At 74.2% G+C, this 14,849-nt stretch carries 16 protein-coding genes; 6 read left to right on the top strand and 10 right to left on the bottom strand.

Annotation, left to right across the window (positions count from 1 at the left end; genetic code table 11):
- Positions 1-44: 44 nt before the first annotated feature.
- A complete protein-coding gene (gene deoD / locus ACERM0_RS09265; protein ID WP_373678291.1) occupies positions 45-785 on the top strand; it encodes a purine-nucleoside phosphorylase in 741 nt (246 codons plus the stop codon).
- A gap of 15 nt (positions 786-800) precedes the next feature.
- Here the strand turns inward: deoD and ACERM0_RS09270 are convergent, their stop codons facing one another.
- A complete protein-coding gene (locus ACERM0_RS09270) occupies positions 801-1,202 on the bottom strand; it encodes a TIGR03618 family F420-dependent PPOX class oxidoreductase (RefSeq protein ID WP_373678292.1) in 402 nt (133 codons plus the stop codon).
- Entirely contained in the window at positions 1,199-1,735 is a 537-nt protein-coding gene (locus tag ACERM0_RS09275) for an XdhC family protein (protein WP_373678293.1), read from the bottom strand. The genes ACERM0_RS09270 and ACERM0_RS09275 overlap by 4 nt, the downstream gene beginning before the upstream one ends.
- Positions 1,736-1,811: 76 nt before the next feature.
- Here ACERM0_RS09275 and ACERM0_RS09280 point away from each other — a divergent pair, with 76 nt between their 5' ends.
- Entirely contained in the window at positions 1,812-2,681 is an 870-nt protein-coding gene (locus ACERM0_RS09280) for an AAA family ATPase (RefSeq protein ID WP_373678294.1), read from the top strand.
- 2 nt (positions 2,682-2,683) lie between these two features.
- Positions 2,684-3,850 (top strand): VWA domain-containing protein, encoded by a 1,167-nt coding sequence (locus ACERM0_RS09285; RefSeq protein ID WP_373678295.1) that lies wholly within the window; start codon positions 2,684-2,686, stop codon positions 3,848-3,850.
- 19 nt (positions 3,851-3,869) lie between these two features.
- Here ACERM0_RS09285 and ACERM0_RS09290 read toward each other — a convergent pair whose 3' ends face one another.
- The 5 genes from ACERM0_RS09290 to ACERM0_RS09310 form a co-directional block, all read right to left on the bottom strand.
- Positions 3,870-4,649, bottom strand: coding sequence for a maleylpyruvate isomerase N-terminal domain-containing protein (locus ACERM0_RS09290; protein WP_373678296.1), 780 nt, complete (start codon positions 4,647-4,649; stop codon positions 3,870-3,872).
- A gap of 50 nt (positions 4,650-4,699) precedes the next feature.
- Positions 4,700-5,629 carry an SGNH/GDSL hydrolase family protein gene (locus ACERM0_RS09295; protein WP_373678297.1) on the bottom strand — a complete coding sequence of 310 codons (930 nt, stop codon included), beginning with the start codon at positions 5,627-5,629 and terminating at the stop codon, positions 4,700-4,702.
- Positions 5,626-6,321, bottom strand: coding sequence for a DUF1028 domain-containing protein (locus tag ACERM0_RS09300; protein WP_373678298.1), 696 nt, complete (start codon positions 6,319-6,321; stop codon positions 5,626-5,628). Before ACERM0_RS09300 ends, ACERM0_RS09295 begins: the two co-directional genes overlap by 4 nt.
- 150 nt (positions 6,322-6,471) lie before the next feature.
- On the bottom strand, positions 6,472-7,962 hold the full coding sequence (locus ACERM0_RS09305; RefSeq protein WP_373678299.1) for a carboxyl transferase domain-containing protein: 1,491 nt from the start codon (positions 7,960-7,962) through the stop codon (positions 6,472-6,474).
- Entirely contained in the window at positions 7,959-8,717 is a 759-nt protein-coding gene (locus tag ACERM0_RS09310) for a FadR/GntR family transcriptional regulator (RefSeq protein WP_373678300.1), read from the bottom strand. The genes ACERM0_RS09305 and ACERM0_RS09310 overlap by 4 nt, the downstream gene beginning before the upstream one ends.
- A gap of 177 nt (positions 8,718-8,894) precedes the next feature.
- On the opposite strand from ACERM0_RS09310, the gene ACERM0_RS09315 reads away from it, so the two are divergent.
- Positions 8,895-9,677: an enoyl-CoA hydratase/isomerase family protein gene (locus tag ACERM0_RS09315; RefSeq protein ID WP_373678301.1), complete on the top strand. Its 783-nt coding sequence runs from the start codon at positions 8,895-8,897 to the stop codon at positions 9,675-9,677.
- A 42-nt stretch (positions 9,678-9,719) separates the two neighbouring features.
- Here the strand turns inward: ACERM0_RS09315 and ACERM0_RS09320 are convergent, their stop codons facing one another.
- The 3 genes from ACERM0_RS09320 to ACERM0_RS09330 are packed head-to-tail and all read right to left on the bottom strand — an operon-like array spanning position 9,720 to position 12,630.
- A complete protein-coding gene (locus ACERM0_RS09320) occupies positions 9,720-10,343 on the bottom strand; it encodes a lactate utilization protein C (protein WP_373678302.1) in 624 nt (207 codons plus the stop codon).
- Entirely contained in the window at positions 10,340-11,851 is a 1,512-nt protein-coding gene (locus tag ACERM0_RS09325; protein WP_373678303.1) for a LutB/LldF family L-lactate oxidation iron-sulfur protein, read from the bottom strand. Before ACERM0_RS09325 ends, ACERM0_RS09320 begins: the two co-directional genes overlap by 4 nt.
- Complete coding sequence (locus ACERM0_RS09330; protein WP_373678304.1) at positions 11,848-12,630, bottom strand: (Fe-S)-binding protein; 783 nt, start codon at positions 12,628-12,630, stop codon at positions 11,848-11,850. Before ACERM0_RS09330 ends, ACERM0_RS09325 begins: the two co-directional genes overlap by 4 nt.
- 91 nt (positions 12,631-12,721) lie before the next feature.
- Between ACERM0_RS09330 and ACERM0_RS09335 the strand changes: the two genes are divergently transcribed.
- Together ACERM0_RS09335 and ACERM0_RS09340 are read left to right on the top strand one after the other, a co-directional pair.
- Positions 12,722-13,666, top strand: a complete 945-nt coding sequence (locus ACERM0_RS09335) for a class I SAM-dependent methyltransferase (protein ID WP_373678305.1) — start codon at positions 12,722-12,724, stop codon at positions 13,664-13,666.
- Positions 13,663-14,628 carry an acyltransferase gene (locus tag ACERM0_RS09340; protein WP_373678306.1) on the top strand — a complete coding sequence of 322 codons (966 nt, stop codon included), beginning with the start codon at positions 13,663-13,665 and terminating at the stop codon, positions 14,626-14,628. Before ACERM0_RS09335 ends, ACERM0_RS09340 begins: the two co-directional genes overlap by 4 nt.
- Positions 14,629-14,849 lie beyond the last annotated feature (221 nt).

Raw genomic sequence — 14,849 nt, forward strand, 5'->3', positions numbered from 1 at the left:
TGGCCGGCCGTGCCCACTGACGAGTCGAGCAAGCGAGCACCGACGTGCCCACGCCCACGCCCCACATCAGCGCTGCACCCGGTGACTTCGCCGAGGCGGTCCTGCTCCCCGGTGACCCGCTGCGGGCGAAGCACATCGCGGAGACCCACCTCGAGGACGCCAAGCAGGTCAACGCCGTCCGCAACGCGTTCGCCTACACCGGCACCCACCAGGGCATGCCCGTCTCCGTGCTGGGCACCGGCATGGGCATCCCGTCGGCGTCGATCTACTCCTCCGAACTGATCGTCGAGTACGGCGTCCGGCGCCTCGTACGCGTCGGCTCGTGCGGCGCCGTGCAGGACCACGTCGCGCTGCGCGACGTGATCCTGGCGGTCGGCGCGTGCACCGACTCCAACGTCAACCGCGCCCGCTACGGCGGCCTGGACTTCGCGGCGACCGCCGACTTCGGCCTGCTGCGCACCGCGGCGGAGGCCGCGGAGGCGCGTGGCATCGAGGTCCACGCCGGCAACGTGCACTCCAGTGACCTGTTCTACGACCCGCGCGCCGCCGCCGGCTACTTCGACCAGATGAACAAGATGGGCGTACTCGCCGTGGAGATGGAGGCCGCCGGCATCTACGGCGTGGCGGCGGAGAACGGCGCCCGGGCGCTGACGGTCCTCACGGTCAGCGACCACATCCGCAGCGGCGAGGCGACCACCTCCGACGAGCGGCAGACCACCTTCGACGACATGGTCCGCATCGCGCTCGACGGCCTCGTCCTCGACGCCCAGCGCGGTGGCGCCTGACGCCCACGCCCAGGCTCACGGCACCCGCAGTAACCACCGCGCGGGCACGATCTCGACGAGCACCTCGAAGTCCCCGTCCGGGTCGTCGGTCGCGGTGATGTCCCAGTCGAACTTCGCGCGGAACGCCCGCACCACCGCTTCGGGGTAGGGACGCGCGTGCACGATCGCGCGTCCCTCCGCGACGACGGGCCGATCGCCGTCCTGCAGCGCGAGCGCGACGCGAGGGTCGCGGCGCAGGTTGCGGGCCTTTGCCGTGTCGGAGCTGGTGCAGACCCAGAAGGCCCGACCGTCCCAGACGAACCAGATCGGGGTCAGGTGGGGCGACCCGTCGGGCCGCGGGGAGACGAACCAGACGTTGCGCTCGCGGGCCAGACGAGCCTCGAGGCCCCCGTCGCCCTCGGGGATGGTCGTGGTCACCGCGAGCCGCCGTCGTGGAAACCGCCGCGGCGGCCGTTGCGGTCGGCCAGGAGGCCGGCGAGCGTCGACAGGGCGATCTCGGCCGGCGCCTTCGACCCGATGTCCAGGCCGATGGGGCGGCGCACCGTCGCGATCAGGTCCTCGTCGACGGCCTGCTCGCGCAGCGCCGCCCGGTGCGGCCCCTCGTGGCGCGGCGAACCCATGATGCCGATCCACCGTGGCCGCGCCCGCACGAGCGGTGCCAGGACACCGCCCAGGTCGTCGCGATGGTGGTCGGTCACCACCACGTCGGCGTCGGCGAGCGAGACGCCCTCGGGGCGGTGCAGGACCGCGTCGGCCCCGGCGCGGTGGCCGCGCGTGACCCGCGCGGGATCCGGTTCCAGCAACACGGTCCGGAACCCCAGTTCGCGGCCCCAGTGCAGCAGGTACGACGACACGGCGTTGGCGTAGACGGCGACCAGCACCCGCTCGGCCGGGTCGGCGGCGGGCGCCGCCCCGTGGGCGACGTCGCACGCCGGGTCGGACGTGGTCACCTGCGTCCCCTCCGCTCGATCTGCGTTTCGGGCCCGCGGCGACGATACTGCCCGTTCCTCGACGAGGGAGCGTCACGTGGGACTTCCCGACGGGCCGGCCGCGCTGGCCGACGCGCTGGCGCAGCGCGCGTACCTCGCGGACCGCGGCCTGGTCACCGCCCTCCACCTCGCCCACCGGCTGGGGCGACCGGTGCTGCTCGAGGGCGACGCCGGTGTCGGCAAGACGGAGGCCGCCAAGGCGATGGCGGACGTGTTGGGGGCGCGGCTGGTGCGCCTGCAGTGCTACGAGGGCATCGACCGCGCCCAGGCCCTCTACGCCTGGGACCATCCCCGCCAGCTGCTGCACCTGCGCACGCTGGAGGCCTCGGGGGAGCGGCCCGACCAGCACGAGAGCGAGCTGTACACGCGCCGGTTCCTGCTGCCACGGCCGCTGCTGGAGGCGCTGGAGCTGGGGGACCGGGCGGTTCTGCTCGTCGACGAGATCGACCGCGCCGACGACGAGTTCGAGGCGTTCCTGCTGGAGCTGCTCAGCGACTTCCAGGTGACGATCCCGGAGCTCGGCACGATCCGCGCCGAGCAGCCGCCGACGGTGGTGCTGACCTCCAACCGGACCCGCGAGCTGTCGGAGGCGCTGCGCCGCCGCTGCCTGTACCACTGGATCGACCACCCCGACCAGGCGCGGGAGGCGGCGATCGTGCGGGTGCGGGTGCCCGAGGTCCCCGATGGACTGGCCGAGCGCGTCGCCGGCGTCGTCGCGCAGCTGCGGACCCTCGACCTGCACAAGCCGCCCGGGGTGGCGGAGACGGTGGACTGGGCCCGGGTGGTGACCGACCTGGGCGGGCGCCTGGACATCGAGGTGGCCGCCGACACGCTGGGCGTGGTCGTCAAGGACCGCGACGACCTCGACACGGTGCGCGCGCACCTCGACCGCGTCCTCGAGGCCTGACCGTGCCGGCCGGTCCGGTGTCGCCACCGCCGCCCCGTGGGGGCGAGGCGCCTGCGCCGGGCGACGGTGCCGCGCACGTCGCCGCGCTGGCCGCCGGCCTGCGCCGGGCGGGGGTCAACGTCGGTACGGGCCAGGTCACCGCCTGCGCGGCGGCGCTGGCCGAGGTCGATCCGAAGGACGTTGCCGCGCGCTACTGGACCGGCCGCGTGTGCCTGTGCTCGGAGCCTGCCCATCTGCCCGTCTACGACCGGGTCTTCGCCGCGGTGCTGTCCGGCGGGCAGCCCGAGCCGCCGACGGCGCCGGTACCGGCCCCGGCTGGTGGCGTCGACGCCGGCTCCGACCGGCCCGGTGGTGCCGACCCCGGCGGCGGGGACGAGGTGCATGCCGGCGGTCTCGCCATGGCCCACGAGCGACTGCGTCATCGCCGCTTCGACCGGCTCGACCAGGACGAGCGCGCCGAGGTCGACCGGCTGGTGGACGCCCTGCGGCTGCGGACGCCGGCCCGCCGGACCCGGCGGCGCATGCCGGGGCCCGGTGGCGACCTGGACCTGGCGCGCACGCTCGACCGCGCGATGCGCTTCGAGGGCGAGGTGCTGCAGTTCGACCGCCTGACCCGGCGGCCGCGGCCCCGGCCGCTGGTGGTCGTGCTGGACGTGTCGGGGTCGATGGCCGCGTTCGCGCGTCCGCTGCTGCGCTTCGCCGTGGCGGCCGCCTCCGACACCGCCCGTCCGCGACGCCGTGTGGAGGTGTTCGCGTTCGGGACCCGGCTGACGCGGCTCACGGACGCGCTCGCGGTGCGCGATCCCGACGCCGCGCTGGCCGACGCCGCCGCCCGGGTCGTGGACTGGGACGGCGGCACGCGCATCGCGGCCAGCCTCGAGCAGCTGGTGCGCGTGTGGGGCCGGCGCGGGCTGCTGCGCGGGGCGGTCGTGCTGCTGTGCTCGGACGGGCTGGAGCGGGGCGACGGGGCGCGCCTGGGAGCGACCGTGGCCCGGCTGCGACGCAGCGTGCACCGGCTGGTCTGGGTCAACCCGCTGGCGGGCGACCCGCGCTACGCGCCGACGCAGCGCGGCATGGCGGCGGCGCTGCCACACGTCGACGTCTTCGTCCCGGGCCACGACCTGGCCAGCCTGGAGGACCTCGTCGACGTGCTCGCCGGCCTGCGCTGAGCCGCGCCGGCCGTCGCGGTCACTCGATCTGGGCGATGTCGCGGAGTCGCTGCGCCAGTGCCGTGTCGCCGTCGATCGCCAGGGCCGCCGCGTCGGCCCGGCCCCACAGCCACCGGTCCAGGTCCCAGGCCGGCCCGGTCACGGTCACCTCGGCGGCGGGGATGTCGGCCACCACGGCCACGGTGTCCTCGTCGTAGGCGACGCCGGAGTACGGCGAGGTGCCGGCGAACCGCCCGAAGCGCAGCGACCAGGCGTCGCCCGTGTCGTCGGCGACCAGCCGGGCGGAGCGGCCGTCGGCGCTGAACGCGCCCCAGTCCGGCACACCGTCCAGGAACACGCGGACGAGTTCGTCGACGCCGTCGGCTGCCAGGGCCGGGGTGACGTCGGCGACCTGCGCGCCGGCGACGAGTTCCGCGTCCACCCGGTGGATCAGCGCCTCGTGGGCCTGCCGGCGAGCGACCCAGCCGACGGACTGTCCCTCGTCGGCCCACGACCAGCACCACTCGTCGGGGTCGCGGCGTCGCAGCGCGTGCAGCAGCGCCAGCGTCTGCTCCTCGAGCAACTGCGGCAGCAGCGCGGCGTCGCCGGGCCGTGCGAGGTCGGGCACGTGGTCGGGATCCTCGACGCCGCCGGCGATGCGCGCCCAGAAGTACTGCACCTCGGCGACGTGCCACAACAGGTCGGCGGCCCGCCAGGTGGGACACGAGGGCACCTCGGCCGCGGCCGGTGCCGTCACGGCGACGCGCACGAGCTGGGCGGTCTCGACGGCGATGACGTCGAGGTACTGGTCGTGGTCCATGGCGACACGATAGGCGCGCTGGCACGTCCGGACCGCCCCCCGCTCGGCCGTCAGCCGGCGTTCGCCCAGACGGGGTCCAGCGCCAGCAGTTCCTCGGCGATCAGGCGGTGCCCGTCGTTGCTCGGGTGCAGGCCGTCGACGGAGATCAAGCCGGCGTCGACGGGTTCGTCCAGGCCGTCGGGTCCGTGGAAGGCGGTGAACACCTGCGCGACCGGGACGTCGCGCTGGGCGGCGGCGTCGGCGATCGTCGCATTGACCGCGTCCAGCGACGGGCGCAGCCGGTCGAGGTCGTCACCGAAGCGCCCGTCGTGGGGGAACGGCTGGTACAGATCCAGGGTCAGCACGCCAGTCGGGTCGCCGCCGCGCAGGTCCACCACCTCGTCGAGGATGTGGTCCCAGCGCTGGGCGAACTCGTCCGCCGCGTCGCGCAGGCACTGCAGGTCGTCGTCCCCGCCACAGTTGCCGCTGAAGTAGACCGGCAGTTGTCTCAGCAGGTCGTTGCCGCCGATGTCGAGCGTCACGAGGTCGGCTTCGGCGACCGCCGCACGCACCCCGTCGTCGTCGCGCAGGGAGTCGAGGAGGTCCTGGCTGGTCCAGCCGTCGACGGCGAAATTCGTCACGGCCACGTCCGCGCCGGTTCGGTCGCCGAGCGCCTCGGCGAACTCCTCGACGTAGGACGTGGCCGCGCCGGCGCCCGTCGCGAGCGAGTCCCCGAGTGCCACGTAATCCACGACGTCGTTCCCGGCGACAGCGTCGGTCACGTCGCGATCGTCGCCCTCGACGTCGGCCTGGTCACCGCTCGGCTCGTCGACGTCGATGGTGGTGTCGGCCGGATCGGCCTCGGGCGGGTCCTCCGCCGGTCCGCGATCGCAGGACGACAGCACCAGCGCGCCGAGAAGGAGCAGCAGGAGCAGGTGCGGTGCGGGCGGCAGCCGGCGGCGGCCGGGCGCCTGCCGGCGTCGGTTCGCAGCGCGGGTCAACTGGCCGTGCCCGCCTCCAGCAGGGACCGCGTCATGGGGCCCATCTGGTCGTTGCGGGTCGGCAGCCGCTTCAGCGTGGGCAGCAGGTCCTCCTCGAAGACGTCGACCAGCCGCGCCAGTTCCTTCACCGGGTCGCGGGCGTCGTCGATGCGCACGTCCCACAGCGGGTAGTCCTCCGTGTCGACGACCAGGATCGTCGCGGACCGCGCACCGTCGCGGTCGGCGCCGGTCTCCTCGCCGGCCTGCAGGGCCGCCAGCAGGCGACGGGCGACGCCCAGGTCCGCAGGCGCGTCGAGGTAGGCCTGCCGGGTCGCCTCCAGCGTCTCCGGACCGACGAGTCGGTTGCCCTGGACCGTCATGCCCCGGCCGAGCAGGTGACCCGACCAGTCGGGACAGGCGGGCCCGGTCCAGGCGGCGACGCCGCCCACCGCGTCCACGACACCGACCTGCCGCGCGTCACGACCCGGGTCGCCGGCGACGAGTCGCTCCAGCACCTCCTCGGCACCCAGGCCCTCGTCGAGCAGGGAGAGCCCGTCCAGGCCCAGGTAGGGGTTGATGGCGGCCTGTGTCGCGACCGCTCCGGCCCGCCGGCGGGCATGGGACACGAGCTTGCCGACGGCCGGTTCGGCGGTCACGGCGCCGACGCCGAGCCGGCCGCTCACCGGGTCGTGAACGGTCAGGGAGAAGGTCACGGTCGGGCTTTCGTCGCGGGGGAGGCCGGTCACACCAGGGTTCGAGACCCACGGACCGGACGCCCCGTCCGTGCCGGGACGTTCGGACAGCCGCGCATGTCGGCCCCGTCCGGATGGGCGGAAGGGACGCCGCCGTCCTTCAAGCCGGCTTCAGGCGCCGTAGCGCTGGTGCCGACGCGCGAGCCGGTCCGGCTGCCCGTCGAGGTCGGCGAGCGTGGCCGCAAGCTCCGCCCGCAGCGCGGTCGCGGCGGTGTGGGCGTCGAACGTGGTCGGACCCGGCACGACACGGTCGCAGATGCGCAGCCGCCGCAGCTCCGACGCGGTCGGCTTCAGCAGCGGTGCGACCTCCTCGGCCCGGGTGGGGTCGCGGTGCAGGATCGAGGCGGCACCCTCCGGGGCGATCACCTCGAAGACCGCGTCGTCCTGCATCAGCAGCCGGTCGCACGCGCCGATCGCGAGCGCGCCGCCGGAGCCGCCCTCGCCGGTCACGACGGCGACGGTCGGTGCGGGCACGGACAGGACCGCGACGAACGTCTCCGCGATGGCGGCGGCGAGCCCGGCCCGGTCGGAATCGGGGGACGGATCGGCGCCCGGCGTGTCGACGAAGGTGACCAGCGGCAGGTCCCAGCGGCGGGCCAGCTCCGCGGCGCGGCGCAGCTTGCGGAAGCCCGCGGCGGTCGGCTGGCCGGGCCGGCGCCCGGGCGCGTCGGCGACACCTCGGCGGTCGAAGCCCAGGACCATCACGCGACGCTGGCCCAGACGGGCGACGGCCGCGACGACGGCGGGGTCGTCCTCGCCGGCGCGGTCACCACGCACCTCGAGGTGGTCGTCGAAGACTTCGGCCAGTAGGTCGCGTGCGGACGGCCGGTCGGGCCGGCGTGCGGCGCGGACGGCCTGCCAGGCGTCGTGCTCGACGACCGGCTCCTCGACGTGGTCGGCGGCCGGCAGCGGTCCGTGGCGCCGGGCCGGGTGCAGCAACTGCACCCAGTCGGCCAGCAGGATCGGCGCGTCGCCGTCCACGGCGACCTGGTCGACCAGGCCGGCGCGCAGGGCCGCCTCGGCGGTGTGGCTGTCCTCGCCGACCGGCTCGCCGGTGAAGGCCTCCACGACCCTGGGCCCCGCGAAACCGACGGTCGCGCCCTCGTCGGCGACCACGACGTCCGCGAGCGCGCCGTAGGAGGCGTGCACGCCGCCCGTGGTGGGGTGCGTGAAGTGGGCGAGCACCGGCAGCCCGGCGTCGCGCAGCCGTCGGACACCCTCCGCCGCCCGCGCCATCTGCACGAGCGAGACCATGCCCTCCTGCATCCGCGCGCCACCGGAGGCGGTGACGGCCAGGAACGGCAGGCGCCGCTCGAGGGCGACCGCCATCGCTTGCGCCACGCGGTCGCCGTGCACCTGCCCCATGGAGCCGCCCAGGAACGTGAAGTCGCCGAGCGCGACGACGACGTCCTCGCCGCCGAGCGTGGCCAGCCCCACGGCCACCGACTCGTCGCGGTCCGCGAGGTCGGCGAGCTTGTCCGCGTAGCCGGGGAAGCCCAGCGGGTCGGGGCGGCCGGTGGTGGCTGCCGTCGCGACCGGCAGGGGACGCAGGTCCTCGCGCCGGAGCCGGCCCGGCGAGGTGAGGCGGGTCATGGTGCTCATCGTGCGTCCTCCTCCTCGGCCGTGCCGGCTTCGGGGTAGATCTCGAACAGTCGCAGGTCGGCGACGTGGTCGAGGTGGGCGCGCATCGCGTCGGCGGCCGCGGCGGCGTCCCCGGCGGTGATGGCGTCGGCGATCGCCTCGTGGTCGGCCAGCGAGCGCGGCGGGCGTCCCTGCTGGGACAACGACTCGCCGCGGGTCTCCGCCACCGACTCGCGGAGCCGGTCCATGAGGTCGGCCAGGATCGGGTTGTGCGCCGCCCGCGTCACGGCCTCGTGGAAGGCGCCATCGCCTTCCAGGCCGATCTCGCCGGCCTCGACCTGCCGGCGCATCAGGGCGAGCCCGTCCTCGATCGCCCGCAGGTCGTCCGGGGTCCGGCGCTCGGCGGCCAGCGCGGCGATGGGGATCTCCAGCGCCCGGCGGGCCTCGAGCACGGCCGGCAGGCGGTTGCGGCGGTCGACGACCTTCGCGAGCGGCCCCGACGAGGGGTCCAGCTCGCGCAGGAACGTCCCGCCGCCGTGACGCACCTCGACGATGCCCTGGGTCTGCAGGGCGACGATGGCCTGGCGCACCGTCGTGCGCGACACGCCGAGGCGGCGGGCGAGCTCCCGCTCGCCGGGCAGGCGGTCGCCGACCCGCAGGTCGGACTGCACGACGTGGGAGAGCAGCCGTTCGGCGATCGCCTCGTAGAGCGGCGCGCGGGCGAGCGGGCGCAGGGCCGGCGCGCTGTCGGCGACGGGGGCGGCGCCGTCGGCCATCCTCGTGCTCCTCCCGGGCGGTCGTCGTGACGGGGTGGAAGTTGACGTCGGTGTCAAAGTGGTCCACTGACTGGACCAGTATGCCATTGGAACGATCGGCGCGCCACCGTCCCGCTGGCCGGCCGCCCGCGCGGCGTGGCTAGGCTCGCGCCCGACGCCACCGGGAGGCACGCACACGTGGGAGAGTTCGTCCGTCTCGAGGTCGACACGGAGCGCCGTGTCGGCACGATCCGACTGGACCGGCCGCCGATGAACGCCATCTCCAACCAGGTGTGGCTGGAGATCGGCGAGTGCGCCCAGGAGGCCGCCGACCACCCGGACGTCGGCGCCGTCGTGGTCTGGGGCGGGCCCAAGGTCTTCGCGGCCGGGGCGGACATCAAGCAGTTCCCGGAGATCGACTACCAGGCCATGAAGGCCGGCGGGGCGGTGCTGCAGCGGGCGATGGACACCCTGGCGCGGGTGCCGCTGGTCACCATCGCGGTGGTCAACGGCTACGCCCTGGGTGGCGGCTGCGAGGTGGCGCTGGCGTGCGACTTCCGGTTCGCGGCCGACAACGCCAAGCTGGGTCAGCCGGAGGTGCTGCTCGGCCTGATCCCGGGGGCCGGCGGCACTCAGCGGCTCCCACGGCTCGTCGGGTTGTCCCGCGCCAAGGAGCTGCTGTTCTCCGGCCGCATGGTCGACATGGTGGAGGCGCAGCAGATCGGCCTGGTCGACGAGGTCCACCCGGCCGACGAGGTGTACGACCGTGCGGTCGAGGCGGCGGCCCGCTATGCGGCCGGCCCGTTCGCGTTGCGCCTGATCAAGCAGGCCGTCGAGGACGGCACCGAGCTCCCCATCGACCAGGCCCTGCGTCTCGAGCAGTCGCTGTTCGCGGAGGCGTTCGGGACCGACGACGCCCGCACCGGCATCGCCTCGTTCATCGAGAACGGCCCCGGCAAGGCGAAGTTCACCGGCCGCTGACTCCGCCGACCGGTCGGCGCGACGGGGGTGACCGGCATTGGGTCAGTGGTCGACGACGATGACGTCCAGGACGCGGGGGCCGTGGACGCCCTCGACCCGGTCGAGTTCGATGTCCGAGGTGGCAGACGGGCCGCTGATCATCGTCAGGGGCCGGACGGGATCCAGGCGTGCCAGCCCCTCCGGCACCGTCTGTACGACCTGGTCGGCCCGCACGACGCAGACGTGGTGGTCGGGCACCAGCGTGATCGCGCGACGACCCTGGTCGGGCCGTCCGTCGAGCACGACCGTGCCCGTCTCCGCGATCCCGACCGCCGCGGCCGTGACGACCGTGTCGAAGCCGTCGAGGTCGGCCGGCGTCAGTGCGCCGGCGTCGGCCACCACCTCGACGTCGCCGGACACCGGCACCAGCCAGCCGTCGTCCAACCCTTCGGGCACCACGATCCGTCGGGCGTCGCCCAGCGCGGCGGCGATGGTCGCGGCCAGGTCGTCGGCGTCGCAACGGTGCACCCGGGCGCGATAGTCGTCGACACGTTCGAGGAACAGAGCCACGGTGGCGTCCGCGTCGAGGTCGCCGTGCTGCCGGTAGTCGCGCGGCACCTCGGGGACCTGCGGGGCGTCGCCGACGGCGGCGCGTACGCGCCCGAGCACGACGTCACGGGCGCTCATCGGCCGTCTCCCGGTCCGCGGGTGCGCCGCCACCATTCGCGGAACGTCTCGGCCGGGGGTCGCGGTGCGTCGCGGGCGGCGGTCCACGCCGCCAGCGGTCCCGGCAGCGAGCGGATCCGTCCCGCCTCGCGGTCACGGCGCCGTCCGAGCAGCCGACCGGCTCGGGACGCGGTCTGGGCCTTCTCCCAGCGTGCGGCGTCGGACATCGTCCAGGCCGCGGCGGCCATGCCGATCGCCTCGGCCGACGGCACCCGGCGGGTCGTGCGCTGCTGCTCGACGTGCTCCTTGCGCAGGTGCACCAGGATCGAAGGGATGTCGATCCTCACCGGGCAGACGTCGTAGCAGGCGCCGCAGAGGCTGGACGCGTACGGCAGCGACGCGTTGTCCTCGATGCCCGTCAGCTGCGGGGACAGGATCGCCCCGATCGGGCCCGGGTAGACGCTGCCGTAGGCGTGCCCGCCGGTGCGCTCGTAGACCGGGCAGACGTTGAGGCACGCCGAGCAGCGGATGCAGTGCAGCGCGGCGCGGCCGGCCTCGTCCGCCAGCACGGCACTGCGCCCGTTGTCGAGCAGCACGAGGTGGAACGCCTGCGGCCCGTCGCCGGGCGTGACCCCGGTCCACAGCGAGGTGTAGGGGTTCATCCGCTCGCCGGTCGACGAGCGCGGCAACAGTTGCAGGAACACCTCGAGGTCACGCCAGGTGGGCACGAGCTTCTCGATGCCCATCACCGTGATCAGCGTCCTGGGCAGGGTCAGGCACATGCGCCCGTTGCCCTCGGACTCGACCACGGACAGCGTGCCGGTCTCCGCGACCGCGAAGTTCGCGCCCGACACGGCCACCTCGGCGGCCAGGAACCGCGCCCGCAGATGGGCGCGCGCCGCGGCCGCCAGCGCGCGCGGATCGTCGGTGAGTTCGGGATCCGCGCCCGGCAGCGTGCGGACGAACAGCTCGCGGATCTCGGCGCGGTTGCGGTGGATGGCCGGCACGAGGATGTGGCTCGGCAGGTCGTCGCCGAGCTGCACGATCAGCTCCGCCAGGTCGGTCTCGTAGGCCGCGATGCCGGCGTCGGCGAGCGCCTCGTTGAGCCCGATCTCCTGGGTCGCCATCGACTTGACCTTGACGACCTCGTCGTGGCCGGTGTCGCGTACGAGCCGGGTGACGATCGCGTTGGCCTCGTTGGCGTCACGCGCCCAGTGCACCTCGCCGCCGGCCGCGACGACGCGCTCCTCGAGCTGGGTCAGAAGCTCGGGCAGCCGTGCCATCGTGGCGGTCTTGATGGCCTCCCCGGCGGCCCGCAGCTGCTCCCAGTCGTCGACCTCCTCGACGACCCTGGCCCGCTTGGTGCGGATGGTCGCGGTGGCGTGTCCGAGGTTGCGGCGCAGCTGCGTGTCGGCCAGCGCGTCGCGGGCGGCGTCGGGGAAGGTGCGCCCGCCCCGGAGGTGGCCGACCCCGGGAGGCGCGTGACCGACCACCGGCAGCAACCTGCGTCCGTCCGGCCCCACGGTCATCGTGTGGCCCTCGCCTCGGCGGCGGCCGCGCCCATCACGTCGGTCGCGGCCAGCACCTCGGCCAGGTGCACGGTGCGGATCCCACTGCGCAACCGCGACAGCCCGCCGCCGATGTGCATCAGGCACGAGCTGTCCGAGGCGACGCAGACCTCGGCGTCCGTCGCCAGCACGGCGGCCATCTTGTCGGCCAGCATCGCGGTGGACGTGTCGGCGTTCCTCACCGCGAACGTGCCACCGAAACCGCAGCACTGGTCGGCCTCGGGCAACTCGACCAGCCGCAGGCCGCGGACGGCGCGCAACAGCCGCAGCGGCTTGTCCCCGACCCGCAGCATCCGCAGCGAGTGGCAGGTGGGGTGGTAGGTCACCGTGTGCGGGTAGGCGGCGCCGACGTCGGTCACGCCGAGCTGGTCGACGAGGTACTCCGACAGCTCGAACGTCTTCGCGGCGACCGCCTCGGCACGGCGTGCGAGGTCCTCGTCGCCGGCCGTTCGGGCCACCATCGCGTGCTGGTGCCGGATCGAGCCGACGCACGAGCCCGACGGCGCCACGACCGCGTCGTAGGCCTCGAAGGTGGCCACGAAGTTGCGCACCAGCGGCAGCGCGTCGCGCTGGTAGCCGGTGTTGACGTGGGCCTGCCCACAGCAGGTCTGCGCGGCCGGGAACTCGACCGTCACGCCCAGCCGCTCCAGCACCGCGACGGTGGCCTTGCCGACGTCGGGGAACAGCGTGTCCGCCAGGCACGTCACGAACAGCGCGACCCTCGGGCGACCCTCGCTCACGGGCGGCCTCCTCTCCGTGCGCCCAGTGAAGGCGCTCGGCACAGGCGGCGCTACCGTCACCCGCACGACGCGTCGCCGTGGAGGAGGCCGCATGTCCGCCGAACTGCACGCCGTGCCCGACACCACGGCCATGGACATCAAGCAGAAGCAGGAGGCCTACCACGACTGGGAGGCCAGGACGTACGACGAGAAGTTCTCCATCTCGTACGACCAGCGCTGCATCGACTACGCCCGCGACCGCTTCCGCAAGGTCGTCCCCGAGGGGGCGGTGTTCCACCGCGTGCTCGAGGTCGGCGCCGGGACCGGCTTCTTCCTGATCAACCTCGCGCTGGGCGACTGCCTCGGCGACGCCGCCCTGGAGGCCACCGACATCTCCGAGGGGATGCTCGAGGTCTGCCGCCGCAACGGCGAGGAACACGGGCTGACGATCGCGACCCGCCAGGGCGACGCCGAGGCGCTGCCCTACGAGGACGACAGCTTCGACCTCGTCATCGGCCACGCCTTCATCCACCACCTGCCCGTACCCGGCGCCGCGATCCGCGAGATGTACCGGGTGCTCAAGCCCGGCGGCACGCTGGTGATCGCCGGCGAGCCGACCGAGCTCGGCGACAAGCTGTCGTGGGTGGTGAAGCGCAACACCTATCGGGCGTTCCGAGCCGTGACCGCCCTTCCCGGGCTGACGCAGTACCGCAAGCCGGGCATCGTCGAGGCCGGCGGTTCGGTCGAGGACGCGGTCCTGGCCGGGCTGGAGCACGAGGTCGACCTGCACACCTTCCGGCCCGCGGACGTGGAGAAGATGGCGCGGCTGGCCGGCTTCCGCGAGGCGCGAGTCGTCACCGAGGAACTGACCGCCAACTGGGTCGGGTGGGCCGTGCGCACCATCGAAGGCGCGATCCGGCCGGGGGTCCTCGGCATGCGGTGGGCGTTCGGCGCCTTCCACGCCTACACGCGCCTGCACCGGTTCGACGACCGGGTGCTCGCGCGTTTCGTGCCCCGCGACGTCTTCTACAACCTCATCCTGCACGCGACGAAGTGACGCTGCCCGTCGGCACCGGCGACACGCCGGACGAGCCCGACGACCGGGGCGAGGACCTGGTCGCCGAGCTCGACCTGCCGCTGCCGCACCTCGGCCCGGAGCTGCCGACGCGTCCCGAGGACGTCGAGGCAGTCGCGCAGCAGGCGGTGCGCGAGCACACGGAGGCCGTGATCCGCGCGGAGACGGCGCGTGAGGGCCAGCGGCGCGCGAGCCTGCTGGCCGCGGACCTGCTCGCCCAGCGCCCCCTGCCCGATCACGTCCGCCGGCCGCCCTTGCGGCTGCGCTACCCGCGGTTCGGCTGGCGCCGCGCGATCCGGCACGCGGTCGAGCGGCGCATGCTGACCGGCCAGTACCTGACCCTGTACCGGCGTTTCCTGTGGCAGCGCGCCCGCGCGGCCGCCACCGGCAACCACGTCGAGTTCCAGGGCATCGTGTTCACCGGCCGTCGCGTCGAGTTCCGCGGCCGGCCGGGGCATGGCCGCCTGGTCGTCGGGCCCTGGTGCTGGATCGGCGACGACAACAAGCTGCGCGCCCACGAGGGGCAGCTCACGCTCGGCGCCAAGGTCGTCATGGGCCGCGACAACGTCGTGAACACCTACCTCGACATCGAGATCGGCGACGCCTCGATCCTGGCCGACTGGATCTACGTCTGCGACTTCGACCACCGCTTCGACCGGCTGGACGTGCCCATCAAGGACCAGGGCATCGTCAAGTCGCCGGTGCGCATCGGCGGTGACGTCTGGGTGGGGGAGAAGGCGACGATCCTGCGTGGCGTCGACGTCGGGCACGGCTCCGTGATCGCGAGCCACTGCCTGGTCAACGCCGACATCCCGCCGTTCTCGATCGCCGTCGGGATCCCGGCCCGGGTCGTGAAGTCCCGCCTGCCGGACGGCATGGATCCGGAGGAGGCCCTGGACCGCGTGCGGCGCGGCCTGCCGATCCCGGGCGACCCGATCGGCTGACCCGGCGGCTCGAACCGCCTGGTCGACTCCAGGCTCGACGCAGCGGAGACGCGCGCGGAGCGAGAGAGGTGGCGGGGGTGCCCTCGGAGGCGTGACGTCAGGGGCAGACGTCACGGTCTGCGTGTGCCGCGGCGTGCGACGCGACCCCCGCCACCGGTCTTGGGGCCTGCTGGGCAGGCCCGGTCTCCCTCGATGGTCGACCACGATGTCTGGGTAAGTGA

The sequence above is a fragment of the Egicoccus sp. AB-alg2 genome (assembly GCF_041821065.1).
Classification (GTDB): domain Bacteria; phylum Actinomycetota; class Nitriliruptoria; order Nitriliruptorales; family Nitriliruptoraceae; genus Egicoccus.